Source organism: Salinicola sp. NYA28a (genome assembly GCF_976982775.1).
On the sequence record NZ_OZ334583.1, the window covers coordinates 1 to 17577 of the forward strand.

Sequence of the window (17577 nt, forward strand, 5' to 3'; positions counted from 1 at the left end):
ATGAGCAGCGATCCAATGTCGACCATAAAGCGGTGGGAACAACGGGCCGCGGCTGCCAAAGCCAAGCAAGCAGCCGCACCAGGTGATGACATCAGCCATGAAGATACGCAAGACGACGGCAACCAACTATCGCTCCCTCTCGAAATGTTGGCCCATGGTGCGCGAGGCGCCCCGGACTCGATCTTGCGATCGGCGATCTTCACCAGCAATAAGCCTGGCAAACGGCGGATGCTGGATGATGAGAAGGTGGCCAGCGTTTCCAGTGTCACGATCCGGCAGACCGGGCCTCAGCTCTACCAAAAAGATCTAGATGTTTGGCTCGAGCTGATCCGCTTGGGCGCTGAGCAGGGACATACAGTGATCAGCATTCCCGTGAAGACCATGTTGCATCGCCTGTCACGATCGACAGGCAGCCTCAGTCGGCAGTCTCTCGCCGACACGATTCGTCGGCTCAACAGCGTCGTTGTAACGATCGAGGATAGGGACATGGTTTACGATGGCGCCCTGGTTTTCGAACAGTGGCGTGACAAAGATACGAGCGCTATATCTGTCCGTATCAACTCCCGCATCGCCTCTCTGTTCCAGACCAATCGCTGGTCACAACTTCAACTCGCTCATCGCGCCCGGCTATCCAAGCAGCCGCTGGCTCAATGGCTGCACTCCTACTATTCAACACACGATCGCGCGTACCCCACTAAAGTGGAAACGCTGCGGTCTCTCTGCGGCTCCGCAACGACCTCACTCCGCCGCTACCGGCAAAGTCTCAAGGCGGCCATGGAAAGCGTTGCCGAAGTCACTGGGTGGACCTGGCACCTGACCGACTGCGACAAGCTGGTCGTAGACACCCGTGGCAGGCTCTGAGGCTGTGGAAAAAAGGGGGTTATCAAGGTGCGCTTGGGGGGTTATCAAGGTACGCAAAAGGGGTTATCAAGGTGCGCTTGGGGGGTTATCAAGGTACGCGAAAGGGGTTATCAAGGTGCGCCGAAACCGCATATCCACAGCTTATGGCCTTGAAAAATATACCCTTTTTCAGCCCCGAAAATTTAGCGAACCGTTTTTGAACCGTATAGAACCGTTTTTGAACCGATGTTGTAGTGGTTCACTAAAACCGGACACCCATTTAGGTGGTATCGTCGCCACCAAAGTAGAGGTGATCCATGGCCAGAAAACGTCGTTCATTCTCCACCGAGTTCAAGCGGGAAGCCGCCGGGCTCGTACTTGACCAGAGCTACTCCGCGGCTCAAGCCGCTCGCGCCGTCGATGTCGGCGAAACGCCTCTGAGACGCTGGATAGATCAGCTCCGGGCAGAGCGCGGTGGTGTCACGCCAAAGTCAAAAGCGCTGACGCCCGAGCAGCAGCGAATCCAGGAACTCGAGAGCCGCATCAACCGGCTGGAGCGGGAGAAAGCGATACTAAAAAATGCATGCGCAAGCGCACTTGCCCTGTTCAGCTCGGTCGTTCCTCCCTTCGCGCCAGGGCACCTAACTTTCAGCGCCAGTAGGATACCAAGCGCCATGGGGAATTCAGGTAAACCCCTGTCAGCAGAACGGTGGGAGATGCTGGTGATAAGCGGCGCCCAAATGAGGTAGGGGAGGCGCGCAAGGGTGAAATGCTCCTGTTACCGCTCGCAAGCTCGCTGCATGGGCTTCGCCCATCAACCCAAGGCCCACCCACCGGGTTCCTCGTTTCGCAGCGCAGAGACGATTTGGGCGGGGGTTATCAAGGTACACTTAGGGTTGTGGCTGTCCAATGCGGCTAATGGGGGGTTATCAAGGTACGGTTGGGCTGAGTGTTTCCGGGGTTACCAAGGTAGGGTCTGTGAATGGCCAAGCCCCAGCGGGTGGGGCTTTCCTACGGAATGGGATCTTTTATGACGCGCCTGAGTTTGCCACTATCGCTGCGCCCTATGGTGACGCCATGCATCTTCCACCCGGCCTGTATTGTTATCTCCGTCGAGAAGGTGCTTTTGGTCCTCTCGGGTTAGGCCACCCCACCAATCGCACATCTCTTGCTCATGAGCCGTTGGCTCAGCGCGCACCAACCAGGGAACACGGCGGCCCACGTTTTTTGAGGCAGTCGCGCGGAATATTCGACGAGTCAGGTCGTGTTGTCCCTCCCAACACTCTCCCCGATCAAGCGATGTTGGGTCCCACACATCCTGCCACCAGGTCGAGCGAGATGCCCTTTCCGCGGCTTTCAGGGGGTGCATCGTCCCGTTGCGCCAGGCTTCTCGCAGTCCCGATGGCATGAGATAGCTGATAATGGCCGGTGCGCTAGTGCGTGAGTACAGTTTGCGGAGCCATTCGAAAACCTCGGTCAGATCCCCTTCTCCGCCGGCGCCGATGTCTTCGCTGACGTGGTGCGGAGTGGAGAAGCATTCCACGGCGGGAGAATCGTGGAATTCCTTGATGAGGTAGAGAGCCCCCGTAGCGTCATCGCCACGAAGAAGGTGAAGGGCTCTGAGCGGGCGGTCATGTCGGCCTTGAAGCATTTGATCGAGCTTGGCGTCCAGATCGCCCTGCAAACGTACCTCGGTGGTTGGCCACGGTGTTCCGGTTCCGTGCTTGAGCCACGCCGGGGCGACTCCGATTGTCTCTGCTATGGCGTCGAGCTGATGAAAGCTGAGGGACCCTTCCCCAGCGAAACCTGCAATGTAGGCTTGAGGATCGTTTTCGCCATTGCGCTCGGCGATCATGCCTGCGGACCACTCCGAAAAGCCGCGAAGGGATTTCACCTGGTCGAGAGCCCCGGTCAGTCGTTGTGAAAGCGTCTTCTGGTAATGTAAGGCAGCCGATTCCTGATGACTGACCGATTCGTTCCGGTCAACGTACTCAACAAGCGCGTGCAGCATCTCTCCTTCACGGCTGCGGTGATGACTCTCGGCCAAGCTATCGAGCCTGGTTGGCAGATCGTCGGGCGCTGATCGGATACTAAGACGGGCCATATAGCTACTCCTTGGGTTGAGATGTCAATATGGCGTCAGAATGATGCCATTGCAAGGTTGATAGGTTCTAATATATTTACTTGTGTTCGCTACCTGCTCTAGTATGGCAGGAGATAAGCTATGACCTTTGATGCGGAGCCTGCTTCTTCAATGGCCAACATCGACTCTTGAATATCCACCCAAGGATGGTAGCGCCCAGCCCTCACCCATTAGGAGCCAACATGGCGCTCAACGCTTACCAGATCGGTGACGCCGCTATAGTCGTCCACCACTCCCCACAGGAGGCACTGATGTTGTATCGGCGAGAGTCTCGCGATTACCAGCTCGGCCTCGATGAGGTGGTGCCGGTTGATGACGGTCTGGTCAATTGCCAGGCCTTCACTGGTGATGGCTTCGCGCTTGGATTGGTGCAAAGCATCATCGATCAGCAACAAGAGCCTGCATGGGTCGTGACCATCGATCAGTAGTAGCGGCATTGAGACCAAGAGTATCAAGCCAAACACCGAAGAAGGTTCCATGCCTGCCCCACCAACAGAAGCGAGGATCAGTAAGTCATGACTCTAAAAAACCCGCTTGAGCAAACGATTGTGGGTCGCGTCGAGCAGTGTCTGCGCGAGATGCGAGGCGCGCTCCCCGATGTCGTCGAGAATCCCTTCGATTTCGAAAGCCCGTGGCGAGATGCCAAGGTGCTCATCGAACTCGCTCACATTCAGGATAGCGGCTTGAGCGACGCGGCCGTTCAACGACTTCTGACCGCGGAATCAGACACCAACGCGCTGTATCGACAGGTCAACAGCGCGTTCGCGCCAGGCATTCACCCAAAATTGGATTGATAGCAGCCTCGGTGTTGTTCGATACTGTACGAATGTACAGCTATCTGGCGGTGTCGACATGCTTACTTATCGACCCATCGAGCCGGCCCGCTGGCCGGTTCGATTGTCTCTCCCACACGCCGAAGGGTTCACCAGAGCAGGCTTAGCGGGCTTTCCATCTCCTGCTGAGGACTACGCGGCTCGGGCGCTGGATCTCAACGAGCGATTCGTCAAGCGGCCAAGCGCTTCCTGTTTCGTGCCTTTCACGGGCGAGCACAGGCCCGAACTCAGCTTGGTGCCACCCTGCGTGCTTTTGGTCGATCGAAGTGTTGCCCCGCGCCCTGGCCACGTGGTCGTGTCGGTGGTCGACGGCGAGGTCCAGGTTCGTCACTGGCAGCATCGAACCTTTGGGCCGGGACATGCGGGAGTAAAGGATCGAGTGCCGCCGCTGAATCTCGAGCGCCTTGGGGAGACCTGCATTCTGGGCATAGTGCGATCCACACATGCCCGACTAGGGCGTGATCGGATGGATGAGCTGGACAACGGTGATTTCGACTTGAACGCTCATTTCATCGATAACCCTGCTTCGTCATTTTTCATGGACGCCGCCGGCGACAGCATGCTCGAGTACGCCGTGCCTGACCCCTGTCTTCTTCTGATAGATCGCTCGATACTGCCGTCACCTGGCCATGTCGTTGTTGCTGTGGTCGACGGCGAGATCGTCGTTAAGGCCTGGCATCGACACCGGGATCGTGACTGGCTGGTATCGGGGGGCAACCGCTACCCACCAATTCCGATGAGTGATGTCGACGGCACGATATGGGGCGTCGTTAGTTCGGTTCACCGGGAGCTGACAGTATGATCGGGATCGTTGACTGCAACTCCTTCTACGCCTCGGTCGAACGCGTCTTCCGGCCTGACCTGGCAACCGCTGCCATTGGGTGCTTAAGCAACAACGACGGCTGTGTCATCGCGATGACACCGGAGCTCAAGGCCATGGGGGTGAAGATGGGAACTCCTGCCTTCGAGCTTCGTGAACTGGTCCGTTCGGGCAGAGCCCATCTGATGTCGAGCAATTACGAGCTGTACGGCGATTTCTCGCACCGGGTCCAGACGGTATTGGCTGACAACAGCGCCGGCATCGAACCGTATTCGATCGATGAGTCGTGGGTCAGCTTCGATGGCTTCGCCAAGGGGCAGCTCGAGGACCACGCGCGGGATCTTCGCTCACGCGTGAAACGCTACACGGGCATCCCCGTAGCCGTGGGAATCGCCCCTACGCGGACACTGGCCAAGGTGGCTAATCGTGCTGCGAAAAAGGTGCCTGGCTATGACGGGGTTTGCGTACTCTATCCCGGCTCGCCGCAGATCAAGGGGCTTCTGCAACGCTTCCCGCTGGATGACGTGTGGGGTATCGGCGGAAGGCTGTCGCAACGCCTCGCGGCGATGGGTCTGCATACGGCGTGGGATCTTCGCAATCAGGATGCGCGCTCGCTGCGCCGGCGATTCAGCGTAACGCTCGAGCGGACTGTCCTCGAGCTCCAGGGCCGGCCAGCGATCGAGATGCTGGGCATGGATGTCCAGAAACAGCGGATCATGACATCGCGAGCTTTCGGCCGTCCGACCGCCAACCCCGGAGAGATCCGTGAAGCCATCCGGCATCATGCACAACGGGGTGCCGAAAAACTGCGGCAACAAGGGTCACTTTGCCGTGCCGTGATGGTCTTCCTTCGGACGAACCCCCACCGACCGGACCTACCTCAACACAACCCTAGCCTGGCGATCGAGTTGCCCCGGCCCAGCAGCGACAGCCGCGACATCGTGGCCGCGGCGGCGGGTCTGCTCGATCGTCTCTACCTGCCACGTCACGCCTACGTCAAAGCTGGTTGCATGCTGCTGGACCTGATTGATCAGGAGCGCCAACAGATTTCTCTGTTTGACTCTCCTCAGAGCGACGCCGACCGGGCTAAGGGAGAGAAGCTGATGGCTGTCGTCGACCAGCTTAATGCCCGCATGGGCCGTGGCACCGTGCGATTCGGCGGTGCCGCCCCCAGCGCTGCTTGGCACCTTCGCTGTGATAATCGATCCCCCCGTTACACGACGCGATGGGACGAATTGCCTTCGGCGCGGGCATGACTACTGCGCCACCCTGCGTCTCGGCCCTTCGGGTCACGATCCGAGGCTTTCGCCCCTACGGGGCTCCCCTACCCCTTTCTTCCCGCAACCGACCTCACCCATCAAAGCATGTCCGGCGCGGCGCGCGCGCCAACCCCTGGACGCCACCGTGGCGGTGCATAAAGATCGCCTAGAAGTGTTCTAATGTATTGACATTGGGAGATCGATCCCCCATACTGACACCATCGCACGGCGGCATCCGTGCTCAACCGCAAAGGAGATACCCATGACTTCCCATCGACTGACCGCTATCGCTGCCATCTTGGGCTTTACCCTGCTGACCGGGTGTTCATCCGGCCCGGTCTATACGCCGGGCGGCTACACCACCTCAGCGCCTATCGTCTCCACCCCGCGGGTCTATGGTGGTACAACGTCGACAGGCTCTCAGGGCCGCGCGTCAACGGTCATCGGCAATAGCTCGACACCGGCGCGGGTCTATCTCAATTCACGCATGACATCCGAGGGCGTCGACATCGTTCCTACGTTGCGCTCTCGCTTCCTCAACTGGACTTTTCGATGAACATCCACGACCCCCGCTTCAAGGTCGCGCTTTTCATTCACCGCCACGGGCTAAAGCTCTCCGGCGTCTGCCTTCTAGTGTGTCTCGCCCTGGTGATAGCCGATGAAATTGCGTTGTCATGGATCTTCACCCTGCTCATCGTCTTCATGGCAGTTGCTCGATCCTGGACAGCCAAGCGATACCTGGAACCCGTGGCGCAGCAGATCGATGATCTTTTCAACGCGCCGGGGGAGGACGCCATCGAGCGGTTCAAATCGTCCGCAACCGAGTTTGGTGTCCTCGGTGCTTTCGAAGACGAGCTCGACAAACTCGAAACCGTGGACTTCGAGGGATTGAACGGCGCCATCTGGCCGCTGTGCGCATTGTGGAGTCTCAGCACTACGAAGCCACCGAGAACGAGATCCGTCTGTTGCGAGAAATGGTCGAAGAGGAAGGCGGCAAGGTGTCCGTATTCGATGCGCACCTTCGCACCTGCGAACGTCCCCTGATTTGTCGGGACATCATTCGTGCCCACATGCTGGCCATGGGTAACGAGTAACCCAGACCGTCATTCCATTGAACAAGGTTTCTTCCAGCCAAGCGGCGGCGGCATCCGCCTCCTGGCTACCACAGCAAAGGAGAACAGCATGAACCAGGTTATCTACGTACCCGGCGAGCCGATGGCCATCGACTACGCTCAGCGTAACGACACAGGCGCGATCGTCGCGGCCGGTAGCGGCGACACGCTGGCCCGTATTCGCATCGTTCGCCCCACCGCGGTCGTTGGCACCGAAGACGAATTCATCGAACAGCAGGCATTGGCCCTGACCACGGCACCGGTTCCCATTGCTGCCGAGGAATACGAACACGCCGGCGCCAGGGGTATCAACTGGCAGAGTTCATCTGCGACCGAGGCGCGAGCTTGTGGGGAATCGTTCGTGCTCGAGGATGCCATCGTGGGCAACGTCACGAGGATCTATGCCCGGCTGGGCCGTCGCCACTGGCGATTCCAGGGGGTGGCCACCCTTCCCCACCAGGACATCATGCGCCGTGTCGCGCTGAGCGAGGTCGAATATGATCGTCTCGACTGAGGTCTCGCCAGTGTTCGGCGGTGCTTATACCGTTAACATCTTCAAAGGATCACACATCCGAATGGCTATCAAAAACAAGTTGCTCACCGACTTGGAGTGGCGCCGTCTCACCCCGCTTTTTCAGGATATGTCGGATAAGCAGGTTGGCGCGCTGTACGAATCGATGGTGGCCGGTCGCAACATCTCCGAAGCGGGAAGGCTTCATGGTATCTCGAGGCAGCAAGCCAATGCTGCTTACAAGAACCTCCTGGCCGTTCTCCAGGAACAGGGCGATGAGACCCTGTTGCCCCTGCCAATCTGGCTACCGACGGCCCGGCGTGACGAGATCATCGATTTGCTGCTCGAGCATCACGCTGTTCTGGGGCGGGAAACCCCGCCCCCCGGCAAAGGCGGTGCGCCGGCGGGCCGCTTGAAACTCCGACAGCCGCGCTACACCGCGGCCGAGTGGGAGGCGCTGCGTGACCAATTCGACCGGTGGGAGCCGCAGACGTACAAGATCGCTGAGCGCATGCTCGTCGACGGCCTGTTGCCGGTCGAGGTTGCCGCCGAGACGGACGGCATCACGATGGAGCTCGCCCGAAGAATTCGCCGGCGTGCCGATCAGCGCATCCACGATCGGTCTAACCGAGGACGCCACCAGGCGTTGGTGTGGGTGAAGCGCGAAGACCACGAAACCATGGCCAGTCTGTTGCGCGAGCGTGGTTGCTTGATTGGTGGTGATGAGTGATGTCGAACAATCGCACGATTTACTGCCTACAGTCGCAACCTCGAGTCGTCGACTCGCTTCTTGTTTGGGAGTTCGCCGGGGACCGCTGGCCACTGCGTGAAGTCGGCCTGCTGAGGCGTGCCGGCATTGAATCAGTCGAAGGCACTGGTTGGGTCGTCATCGATCGACATGGCCATGTCTTCCCTGGCGCGACACCGCATGAAGCGCTTGCCGAATTCGACCAGTTTCGCCCCGCGATGCATGTCGTCGAAGTGGGCCAATAACCCAACCCCTGCGCGCCTGCGGCGCTTCTCCTGCCGCCTGCGGCGGCGGTTGCTGCCCCGATCGCCATGGCGTGACTCAGCCGGTTTCCCTGGTGCGGATGCCCTGGAACCTCGCCCACTTGGCGCCTATGACGGTCAAGGGGCTTTCGCGGCATAACGGTTTCCTCCCCGCTGCGCGGGTCCCCTCCATTATTCCACGACCCCTGGACCGCGGCGCCGGCGCGGGCAGCGGTCGGGCTACCGCAGCCAGGCCGAAACCGTCGAAGCATGTCACGTCGCCAGGGCGTGCGCTCGAGTCAGGAACGAGGCTGTCGCCCCTTCGGGGCTCCCCTACCCCTTTCTTCCCGCAACCGACCTCACCCATCAAAGCATGTCCGGCGCGGCGCGCGCGCCATCCCCTGGACGCCACCAAATCGAGGCAAAAAGATCGCCTAGAAGTGTTTTACGCGATATTCGGGAAGATGAAGAATATTGTCGGGTAGCTTCGGCATTCGAAATCGACGTCATGCCCTGTTAATGTTTAGTGTTGGAGTTTTTCTGGGTGTCCAGCGCGGAACGAATCCCTTTTGCCAGTTTCTCAGGATCGCCATTGCCCCAGTAGTGTAGGAAATAATAAGGCGGCGTTTCGCCCACCATGTGGTTATGCAGGGCGACGATATGGATGCCGGCGCGGCGTAGGGCATGCATCACAGGCTGGACTTCCTTCGCGGTCATGGCGAAATCCCCGTCGACGACGGTTTGGTCCTCATTCCCCGTGAAGGCCGCCCACGTGGCCAGCCCCATCGATGCGCCAAATTCTGTTCCGTGCATCGTACCTTTGCGTCCAAAGGTAAATTTCAGCACCTGACCATTGAGACTGCCTTCGGCACCCAAAATGGCTTCCAATGACTCTGTGTCATACTCCCCGGTGATTTCGGGCGAACTTCCAGGAAAGCGTTCCACAGGGGCGGGGTGCTCCTTGCGCACTGCCTTGATGGCGTCCCACATGGCCTTGACGCCTTGGGCAAGCTTTTCGACGCTCTGCCCATGGCCGCCAATGTGCATAAAGTAAACAGGCGGACGGTCGAACACGAAATGGTTGTGCAGAGCAGTGATTTCCAGGCCATGGGCGAAAGCAGCGTCCATGGCGGGGGTGATTTCATCCTCGAACACCACCGTGTCTCCCATCAGCATCACGCCACCATCCGGTACTGACTTGAAGGCAGCCCAGCTGCCCAGGCCAGCTGGCGTCGGGAGCGTCACCCCGTCTACCATGACGGGCACGTCGTCGCGTTGCCAGCCGATGCGTACGACACCGTCAGGTTTGACCGTCACCGGTGTGCCCGCAGCTTTGCTAACGACGTCAGGATCGAGGCCACTGGAGGCATCCGCGATGGCCATGGGTGCTTGCACCAGTAGGGCGTACGCAATGATGAGTATCTTGAGCGGATGGTTTCTCATAACTGTTCTCCATTGTTCAACTTGGGGGGTCGTCCACGTTGTTGGTGGTTCAAATTGACGAGCCGGATACTGACCTCTTCGGCTTGCCGCTTACAGGATCGGAGCGCCTCCAAATAGGAGGTAGTAAACAATACCCAGCAGCGCACTGACGAAAATCACCGGCAACATGCCCACCTTGAAGCGCAGCATGGCGATAAAAGCGCCCAAGGCCAACACGACACTGGCGATCTGAACACTGCCCCATGTCGGCACCAGCAGCTGCATGCCAAAGGTCCGAACCGTATCCACCTCACCGAAGGCGACGTGTACGGCGAACCAGATAGCCAGGTTCAGCATGACGCCCACGACGGCGGCGGTTACCGCCGACAGCGCCGCGCTCACTGCCTGATTCCCGCGCAGCTTTTCTACGTAGGGCGCGCCCAGGAAGATCCACAGGAAACAGGGAATAAAGGTAACCCAGGTCGCCAGAACTGACGCAAGAATACCCGCCGTGAAGGGATCGAGTGGTCCGGAGTCCCGGAAGGCGCCCATGAAGCCCACAAACTGTACCACCTGGATCAGCGGGCCGGGCGTGGTCTCCGCCATGCCCAGGCCATCCAACATTTCGCCAGGTGCAAGCCAGCCGTAATTCTGCACGGCCTCCTGAGCCATGTAAGCCAACACCGAGTAAGCACCACCGAAGGTGAGGACCGCCAACTTGCTGAAGAAAAGCCCGATCTGGGTGAAGACATCGTCATAGCCCAGCGTCACAGCCAGGACAACGAGCGGTGTGAACCACAGCGGCAACCAGACCGCGAGCACCTTGAGCGCTCGTTTGCGCGTTGCTCGGGTATGGTGTGCGGTGCCACCATCCATCATGGCATCGATGGCCCGTCCGGCATCCTCGGGCGTGTCATGGCCCTTGATGACCACGAAACGCTCAGGGTCCACATGTCGCCCCAGTAGACCGATCAGCGCGGCAGTCAGGATCACCAGCGGAAAGGGCACGGCAAACAAGAAGATCGCGATGAAGGCAGCGGCCGCCAATGCGTACATATAGGCATTCTTGAGTGCGCGTTTGCCGATTCGGATAACGGCCTGTATCACGATCGCCAGCACCGCGGCTTTGATGCCGAAAAACAGCGCCTGCACCAGCGTCGCTTCCTGAAAGCCGGCATAGAGCACACTCAATACCAGGATGCTCAGGAATCCCGGCAGCACAAACAGACTGCCGGCCACCAGGCCGCCCTTGACACCATGCAGCAGCCAGCCGATATAGGTCGCCAACTGCTGGGCTTCCGGCCCCGGCAGTACCATGCAGTAGTTCAGGGCATGCAGAAACCGGCTTTCACTGACCCAACGCTTTTCATCCACCAGAATACGGTGCATGACGGCGATCTGGCCGGCCGGACCACCGAAACTCAGGATTGCGATCCGAAGCCACACACGCACGGCTTCCCCGAACGAAATCTGGTGGCCGAATTCGTTGAGGTTGCCATCCGAGGACACGGCAGTGTCTTGATGGGGCCTGTCGGGTGAGGGGGTCGAACGGGAGGACTCCGGCATGGTTAATTCTCCTTTGTGTAGCTTGTGTAGAGGCTGTCGAATACCGCGCTGGCAGCCAGCAATAGCTGGTCATCATCGCTGTGGGACTCGCGGAGGCCCATCAATACGCACTCAACCCCCGCGGCCTCGGGTGGCTGATGGCCGCCCACATCGAGGTAGTGCACCAGCTCCCCGATCCGTTGCAGCGCCACCGTGCGCAGGTCAAAACTCGCCAGCAACGTCTCGAAGGTGACCTTGTCAGCCACGTGAGTGAAGGTAGCCCCGTCGAAATCGAAGCCCAGCGCCTCCTCGGGGCAGTCGTCTGGAGAACCCAACCACAGAAAGCGCGCTTTGGGATCGATGAATCGCTTAATTAACCAAGCGCTGGCCAGGCGGTCCACCCAGGGCCGATGACGCGTTGCCCAGATCCTGCCCTGGTAATCGGCACGTTCGAGCAGAGCGATAGAGCCTGCAGCAGGTAGTGGTTCATCTGGCGACATAACCCGATTGGCGTCAGTTTCCAGTTCCTGTAACGCTCGGTCGACCCGATCACGTGCAGCGCCTGGAAAAAAGTCAATCTGTGACAATCGTATAAAGCGTTTGCGCAGTTTGCGCGTCTCCTTCATGACCTCCATTGCCGATTCTGGCACCAGTGTTGCCCGTAGTTCTGCGATTGCCGAGTGCAACGCCCCATAGTCGTCCGAGCGATTGAACAGGGTGGGGAATTCATGGGCTTCTGGGCCGTCAGTGGGTAGCACATGGGCGATGCCCCCGGCCTCACGGACGTCGTGAGCTACTGCCTCCAACTTCTCGACATGATCAGGGCGGGCTGGCAGCAGATAGACGCCGTCGCGGAGCGAAGCCGCGCCCCATGCCTTGATGGAACGCCAGGCTCGCATACGCACCGTCGCGTTCTCGGTGGGGAGAGACAGAATCAACAATAACCATGACATAGTGTAGAGACTACTACAACCTTGTAGCAAGCACTACTTATGTCTCTATGTAAACCAGATCTTCCGATGACGGCTCTATCTTGTCGCTTCACTGCTCTTGGCGAAATCAACCAGTTAATCCGGATACCCCAAATTGGTACGCCCCCGCGATCGCTCGACCTGGTTAACCCCTGACGAGATTCAGGCGGCCAACGCTTCGGACTGACTTGGCGACAGCGGCCCCGTAGACTGATGGCCTGACCGGGCCATCATCGGAAACCCATGAACGACGACGAGCTGAAAGCCTTTGAACGTGCCGCCCAGCGGCGTCTGACCGAACACCTCGACAAGAAAGCTGGACGTCCAGTGCGGCGCTCTACCGCCGCCGCCGGGTGGCGCATCATCGGCCACGTTCATGACATCACCCCGCGCTATCAGGAGTAGCGCCCGACACAGGATGACCCATGCGATTTTCGATAACCGCCCACCGTTTCACCGCCGCCCTTGTCGGCCTTTCGCTGTTCGCTGGCCTGTCGGCCCCGGCGATGGCACAGATCCCCGTCCCTGACCTGGTGGGGGTCGTTCCCCAGGTAGTCGATGGCGATACGCTCAAGATCGCAGGCCAACGACTGCGCTTCGTGGGTATCGATGCCCCCGAAACCTATAAGCCCCGGTGCGATCATGAGCTCGAGAAAGGCCAGGAGGCCACCGCAAGGCTCAAGGCGATGATGCGTGACGCGGGCGACGTGGAGTTCGTCGATACCGGCGAGATCGACAAATACGACCGACCCCTGATCCACCTCAAGCTGGATGGCCGGGACGCTGGTCAGATGCTGATGGAGGAAGGACTTGCCCTGGAGTGGAAGCCGGGTCGACAGGCCTGGCTGGAACGCCGACGGCACTGGTGCGGTTTCTGAGCGAGACCCTTTACGGGCTGGCCCGGCTGGGCCAGCCTTCCAACCCTGGCACTTGATCGATAGGTATCAACATGGACAAGCAACACCTGGAGTATCACGAGCAGTTGGCCCTGGCGCTGTCCGGCCACTTCGCCGATGGGGACATCGAAGGCCTGCGCGCCATCATTGCGGCGTCGCCCTACGCGGCCTCGCTCGGCGAATTGCCTGATAACGCGCTGCACGGTGCTGCCGCACTGATGGGGACGTACCCGCAAGAGACTCGCAAACTGCGGGGGGCGATGGATCTCGAACGACAGCAAGGCACTGAATTATCGATCCTCAATGCCGAACGAATCCGGCAGCTAGGGCGGTACGGCTTCCGGTTGGTCTACGTGGGCACGGAGACGGCCGAGATCGCGCTGAAACGCTATCAGGACGAGAACCCGGATAACCTGTCTGAGCTAGAGCTGCACAAGTTGCAGATGGCGCTGAACACCGCTCGCTGTACCGCACTCGGCGAACTGAGCTGAAAATAACAGTCGCCACCCCCTTCGGGGTCGGGCTCTACTCGCTTCGCTCCCCGAGCCGCGCCCAACTGCCGGCGCGTCTCGGCCCTTCGGGTCACGATCCCTTGTCTCTCCGGGCCTTCGGCCCTGCGCGCGCCGCTTGCCCTCCACGGCTGCGCCGTTGCGCCCTTCGGTTGCCTGCGCGCCTGCGGCGCTTCTCCTGCCGCCTGCGGCGGCGGTTGCTGCCCCGATCGCCATGGCGTGACTCAGCCGGTTTCCCTGGTGCGGATGCCCTGGAACCTCGCCCACTTGGCGCCTATGACGGTCAAGGGGCTTTCGCGGCATAACGGTTTCCTCCCCGCTGCGCGGGTCCCCTCCATTATTCCACGACCCCTGGACCGCGGCGCCGGCGCGGGCAGCGGTCGGGCTACCGCAGCCAGGCCGAAACCGTCGAAGCATGTCACGTCGCCAGGGCGTGCGCTCGAGTCAGGAACGAGGCTGTCGCCCCTTCGGGGCTCCCCTACCCCTTTCTTCCCGCAACCGACCTCACCCATCAAAGCATGTCCGGCGCGGCGCGCGCGCCATCCCCTGGACGCCACCGGGCCGAGGCAAAAAGATCGCTTAGAAGTGTTCTAATGTATTGACATTATCCGGGCGATGGCCGATAATGGGAACCATCAGGAGGCGGCGGCATCCGCCTCGGATCGAGAGCAAAGGAGACTCATCATGGCAGCGAAGAAACAGAGCAAGGCCCGCGTCCAGCGCGACATCTGTCAGGAAATCACCGACCGCATCGTTGACATGCTCGAGCAGGGCGTCGTGCCCTGGTCCCCGGAGCAGGACACCACCGGCGTTCCGGCGATCCCCAACAACGCCTCGAGCGGCAACGTCTACAACGGCGTGAATATCATCAACCTTTGGATCGAGCAGCACCGTCGCGGCTTCACCTCTCCACGCTGGATGACCTTCAAGCAAGCCAAGGATGCCGGCGGCAGTGTGCGCAAGGGCGAAAAAGGTACGCTGGCCATTTTCTACAAGACGCTCGAGAAAGAGACCGATCAAACCGATGACAACGGCGAGGCCGTCACCGAAACGGTCCCGATGATGCGCAGCTTCACCCTGTTCAACCTCGACCAGATCGATGACGTGGACCACCTGCGCGATGTCGAGCGGCCCCGCTACGACTTCACGCCTGTTGAAATCGGCGATCACCTGATCGAAGCCAGCGGCGTGCCGCTGTCGCATGGTGGCGTGACACCGTTCTATCGTCCGTCCGATGACTCCATCACGATGCCGGAGCGTGACCGCTTCCCGGTCAGCGAGGACTATTACGCCGTCTATGCGCATGAGCTGGTCCACGCCACCAAGCACCGCGACCGTTGCGACCGCAAACCCTATGAAACGGACGTGAGGCGCGGCGCTTACGCGTTCGAAGAGATGGTCGCCGAGCAAGGTGCGCTTTTCGTCTGCGCTCATCTAGGCTTGCCGCGTCAGCTCGACAACCACGCGGCCTACATCGATGGCTGGCTGTCCGTTCTCAAGGCCGACAAGCGCGCCATATTCAAGGCGGCCGCTCAGGCCCAGAAAGCCACGGACTGGATCTTGCAGCGCCTCGACACCCACCTACAACAGACGGCGGCCGCGTAAGCGGCCCCGGTGGAGGCTTCATGTTCTACAGCTTCGACTATCGAGGGAATACGATTCACACCGCCGTCGACGCGGCTGGCGAGCGGGTGAGCTATCAGCTCACCGCGCTGGCTGACTTCACCGTCAGGCATGCCCCAAGCGTACACGCAGCCAAGTGCCGGATAGCTAGGCACTCGAGAGCGCGCCGCCAGTAATAGAACGACATTTGCCGTCAAGTGTTCTAATGTATTGACATTATCCGGGCGATGGCCGATAATGGGAACCCTCGGGGCGGCGGCATCCGCCTCGATTCCACTGCAAAGGAGACTCGATATGCAACACCTCAAACATGGGGGCCAGCGATGAGCCGAGACGTGAACCGTTGGGTCAGATTCCGCCGCGAGGTGCTACAGGCATCGACCAGCATTGGCAACATCATTGCCGGTGGTTCTTTCGTGGGGGCCTTCATCTCCGAGCAGTTTGGAGGCTGGGCCGGGGTTCTGGGACTGCTGTGCGGGCTGGTGCTCATCGTGGGATCGGCTTACGGTACGGCCATGCTACAATCAGGGAAACCCGAGGACAGGGGAGAGTGACGATGGACAATGCGATGTCAGTCGCAGTAATGGGCGCGACCTTGCTCATTTTTACGGGCTCGTTCGTGTTCTCAGCGTGGCGCTACTCCCGGCGACAAGATCGCAAGCAGCACTAAGCGCCAGACCTATAAAGGCCCGCCACTACGGCGGGCCTTTTTCGTGGGATTCGATAGCTTTTAAGTGTTCTAATATATTCACATTATCCAAGCGATGGCCGAAACTTCGCGGTCAACGATCTATAGCGCGCCGATGTCGAGAAGTTGGCCAAGGTGGCCAGCGCGTCGGGCTACATCGTCGATCCTGACATGGATTGCGACGAGCGACGTGTTCGTCAACGCTTATTGACGGCCGAGCACCGGCGCCGCTCGTCTGGCGTCTTGCTTCGCAAGCGCCCGACACCGCCGGGGCCGCAGTACATCCAGAACCCCCGCGATCTACGCCGGGGCTGCTGGATCACACCGGGGAGGTTGATCGAAGAGGTGGAAGCGGCGGCCATGCGTGGCTGTGGTCAGTATTACGAGATCTATCATCAACGCGTCCTCGAGTCGCTGCTGTACTGGCTCGACAGGCTCGATCACGACGAGGATCGACAACCCTTGATCGAGGCAGCCACGCGGCGGGGCTATGGTCTTGATCCTGCTTCTCTCGTTGCAGCGTCACGCGAGTACCGCGACACGCTCGACGAGATCCACGAGGCGCAGGAATGAAACCCCAGCCGTCATCTCCGATGGCGGCCCACCGCTTGGCGGTGCCACACCTGGCCGCTTCGCGGCCCACCCCTTGCCCGGCTGCCGCCGGGCTTTTGCCGTTGGCCAGCATGGCCGGTCGTCGGGCAGCCAGTGTCTGACGGCGCACTCGCCACCCTGATACCCAACCCCTTCCAGGCCATGCCGGCTGCGCCGGCACCGGGTGCTATTCGCTGCGCTCACCGAGCCGCGCCAAAAACCGCGCGTCTCGGCCATTCGGGTAACGCCCCCTTGTCCTCTCCGGGCCTCCGGCCCTGCGCGCTCCGCTTGCCCTCCACGGCTGCGCCGTTGCGCCCTTCGGTTGCCCTACGCGCCTCCGGCGCTGCGCGCGCCGCTTGCTGCCCGCTACGCGGGCAAAAAAAAGGCCGCCTCGAGGGCGGCCGACGCAAACCGGGGGGCATCAGAGCAGTGGCATCACCAACGCGACGATCACACCACCGACCGCCGCGCCGGCGCCGCCGGCGATTGCGGCGGTCACCGCAATGCGCGTGGTGCCCTGGCGAAGCCTGGCTTCGATATCGCTGACCCCGGCACGGCTTGCCTTGGCCAACGTGTCTTCCGCTGATTTCACTAAGCGCTGGATATCACGCTGAGCCTCGATCGACTCGGTGCGTATCTCTGACAACAAGGTCTTTAGGTCGTCGACCACCGCGACGAGGGCCTGACGGCCCTCATCGGTCAACTGCTGTTGCCCGGCGAGGCGATCCAGAATCTCTTTCGCGTCAGCCAGGAACCAGTCCATGAGGATGTCGTACTTGTCGGGCGGCTTGCGCCCGACAGGTGGCTGATAGTCGTCGCTCATC

General features: G+C 60.3%; 21 protein-coding genes and 1 pseudogene. 16 read left to right on the forward strand and 6 right to left on the reverse strand.

Going from position 1 to position 17577, the window contains the following annotated elements; all coding sequences use genetic code 11:
- Both trfA and ACWHY3_RS19250 read left to right on the forward strand, forming a co-directional pair.
- Positions 1-861: a plasmid replication initiator TrfA gene (gene trfA / locus ACWHY3_RS19245; RefSeq protein WP_448128209.1), complete on the forward strand. Its 861-nt coding sequence runs from the start codon at positions 1-3 to the stop codon at positions 859-861.
- Positions 862-1157: 296 nt separating this feature from the next.
- A pseudogene (locus ACWHY3_RS19250) lies at positions 1158-1433 on the forward strand (transposase); the annotation flags it as partial.
- A gap of 458 nt (positions 1434-1891) precedes the next feature.
- Here ACWHY3_RS19250 and ACWHY3_RS19255 read toward each other — a convergent pair.
- Complete coding sequence (locus tag ACWHY3_RS19255) at positions 1892-2944, reverse strand: hypothetical protein (protein ID WP_448128210.1); 1053 nt, start codon at positions 2942-2944, stop codon at positions 1892-1894.
- Positions 2945-3165: 221 nt separating this feature from the next.
- On the opposite strand from ACWHY3_RS19255, the gene ACWHY3_RS19260 reads away from it, so the two are divergent.
- The 8 genes from ACWHY3_RS19260 (at position 3166) to ACWHY3_RS19295 (ending at position 8248) form a co-directional block, all read left to right on the forward strand.
- A complete protein-coding gene (locus tag ACWHY3_RS19260; RefSeq protein ID WP_448128211.1) occupies positions 3166-3411 on the forward strand; it encodes a hypothetical protein in 246 nt (81 codons plus the stop codon).
- 87 nt (positions 3412-3498) lie between these two features.
- Complete coding sequence (locus ACWHY3_RS19265; protein WP_448128212.1) at positions 3499-3777, forward strand: hypothetical protein; 279 nt, start codon at positions 3499-3501, stop codon at positions 3775-3777.
- A 58-nt stretch (positions 3778-3835) separates the two neighbouring features.
- Positions 3836-4618 (forward strand): S24 family peptidase, encoded by a 783-nt coding sequence (locus ACWHY3_RS19270; RefSeq protein WP_448128213.1) that lies wholly within the window; start codon positions 3836-3838, stop codon positions 4616-4618.
- On the forward strand, positions 4615-5892 hold the full coding sequence (locus ACWHY3_RS19275; protein WP_448128214.1) for a Y-family DNA polymerase: 1278 nt from the start codon (positions 4615-4617) through the stop codon (positions 5890-5892). The genes ACWHY3_RS19270 and ACWHY3_RS19275 overlap by 4 nt, the downstream gene beginning before the upstream one ends.
- A gap of 265 nt (positions 5893-6157) precedes the next feature.
- A complete protein-coding gene (locus ACWHY3_RS19280) occupies positions 6158-6451 on the forward strand; it encodes a hypothetical protein (RefSeq protein ID WP_448128215.1) in 294 nt (97 codons plus the stop codon).
- The gene (locus tag ACWHY3_RS19285) at positions 6448-6939 is read left to right on the forward strand and encodes a hypothetical protein (protein WP_448128216.1); all 492 of its coding nucleotides are present in this window, start codon (positions 6448-6450) and stop codon (positions 6937-6939) included. Before ACWHY3_RS19280 ends, ACWHY3_RS19285 begins: the two co-directional genes overlap by 4 nt.
- A gap of 138 nt (positions 6940-7077) precedes the next feature.
- The gene (locus ACWHY3_RS19290; RefSeq protein WP_448128217.1) at positions 7078-7521 is read left to right on the forward strand and encodes a hypothetical protein; all 444 of its coding nucleotides are present in this window, start codon (positions 7078-7080) and stop codon (positions 7519-7521) included.
- Positions 7505-8248 carry a hypothetical protein gene (locus tag ACWHY3_RS19295; protein WP_448128218.1) on the forward strand — a complete coding sequence of 248 codons (744 nt, stop codon included), beginning with the start codon at positions 7505-7507 and terminating at the stop codon, positions 8246-8248. Before ACWHY3_RS19290 ends, ACWHY3_RS19295 begins: the two co-directional genes overlap by 17 nt.
- A 131-nt stretch (positions 8249-8379) precedes the next feature.
- On the opposite strand, the gene ACWHY3_RS19300 is transcribed toward ACWHY3_RS19295, so the two are convergent.
- The 4 genes from ACWHY3_RS19300 to ACWHY3_RS19315 form a co-directional block, all read right to left on the reverse strand.
- Entirely contained in the window at positions 8380-8508 is a 129-nt protein-coding gene (locus tag ACWHY3_RS19300; protein WP_448128219.1) for a hypothetical protein, read from the reverse strand.
- A 516-nt stretch (positions 8509-9024) separates the two neighbouring features.
- Positions 9025-9951, reverse strand: coding sequence for a DUF1259 domain-containing protein (locus ACWHY3_RS19305; protein WP_228234026.1), 927 nt, complete (start codon positions 9949-9951; stop codon positions 9025-9027).
- 90 nt (positions 9952-10041) lie between these two features.
- Positions 10042-11496 (reverse strand): chromate efflux transporter, encoded by a 1455-nt coding sequence (gene chrA / locus ACWHY3_RS19310; RefSeq protein ID WP_228234025.1) that lies wholly within the window; start codon positions 11494-11496, stop codon positions 10042-10044.
- Between the two features lie 2 nt (positions 11497-11498).
- The gene (locus ACWHY3_RS19315; RefSeq protein ID WP_228234024.1) at positions 11499-12428 is read right to left on the reverse strand and encodes a chromate resistance protein ChrB domain-containing protein; all 930 of its coding nucleotides are present in this window, start codon (positions 12426-12428) and stop codon (positions 11499-11501) included.
- Between the two features lie 261 nt (positions 12429-12689).
- On the opposite strand from ACWHY3_RS19315, the gene ACWHY3_RS19320 reads away from it, so the two are divergent.
- The 6 genes from ACWHY3_RS19320 (at position 12690) to ACWHY3_RS19345 (ending at position 16735) form a co-directional block, all read left to right on the forward strand.
- Entirely contained in the window at positions 12690-12851 is a 162-nt protein-coding gene (locus ACWHY3_RS19320) for a hypothetical protein (protein WP_448128220.1), read from the forward strand.
- A gap of 20 nt (positions 12852-12871) precedes the next feature.
- Entirely contained in the window at positions 12872-13324 is a 453-nt protein-coding gene (locus ACWHY3_RS19325) for a thermonuclease family protein (protein WP_448128221.1), read from the forward strand.
- A gap of 71 nt (positions 13325-13395) precedes the next feature.
- Positions 13396-13833 carry a hypothetical protein gene (locus tag ACWHY3_RS19330; RefSeq protein ID WP_448128222.1) on the forward strand — a complete coding sequence of 146 codons (438 nt, stop codon included), beginning with the start codon at positions 13396-13398 and terminating at the stop codon, positions 13831-13833.
- A gap of 702 nt (positions 13834-14535) precedes the next feature.
- Positions 14536-15456: an ArdC family protein gene (locus ACWHY3_RS19335; protein ID WP_448128223.1), complete on the forward strand. Its 921-nt coding sequence runs from the start codon at positions 14536-14538 to the stop codon at positions 15454-15456.
- 353 nt (positions 15457-15809) lie between these two features.
- Positions 15810-16028: a hypothetical protein gene (locus ACWHY3_RS19340; protein WP_448128224.1), complete on the forward strand. Its 219-nt coding sequence runs from the start codon at positions 15810-15812 to the stop codon at positions 16026-16028.
- A 269-nt stretch (positions 16029-16297) separates the two neighbouring features.
- The gene (locus ACWHY3_RS19345; RefSeq protein ID WP_448128225.1) at positions 16298-16735 is read left to right on the forward strand and encodes a hypothetical protein; all 438 of its coding nucleotides are present in this window, start codon (positions 16298-16300) and stop codon (positions 16733-16735) included.
- A 439-nt stretch (positions 16736-17174) separates the two neighbouring features.
- Here the strand turns inward: ACWHY3_RS19345 and ACWHY3_RS19350 are convergent, their stop codons facing one another.
- Positions 17175-17576: a hypothetical protein gene (locus ACWHY3_RS19350; protein ID WP_448128226.1), complete on the reverse strand. Its 402-nt coding sequence runs from the start codon at positions 17574-17576 to the stop codon at positions 17175-17177.
- Position 17577: the final 1 nt, after the last annotated feature.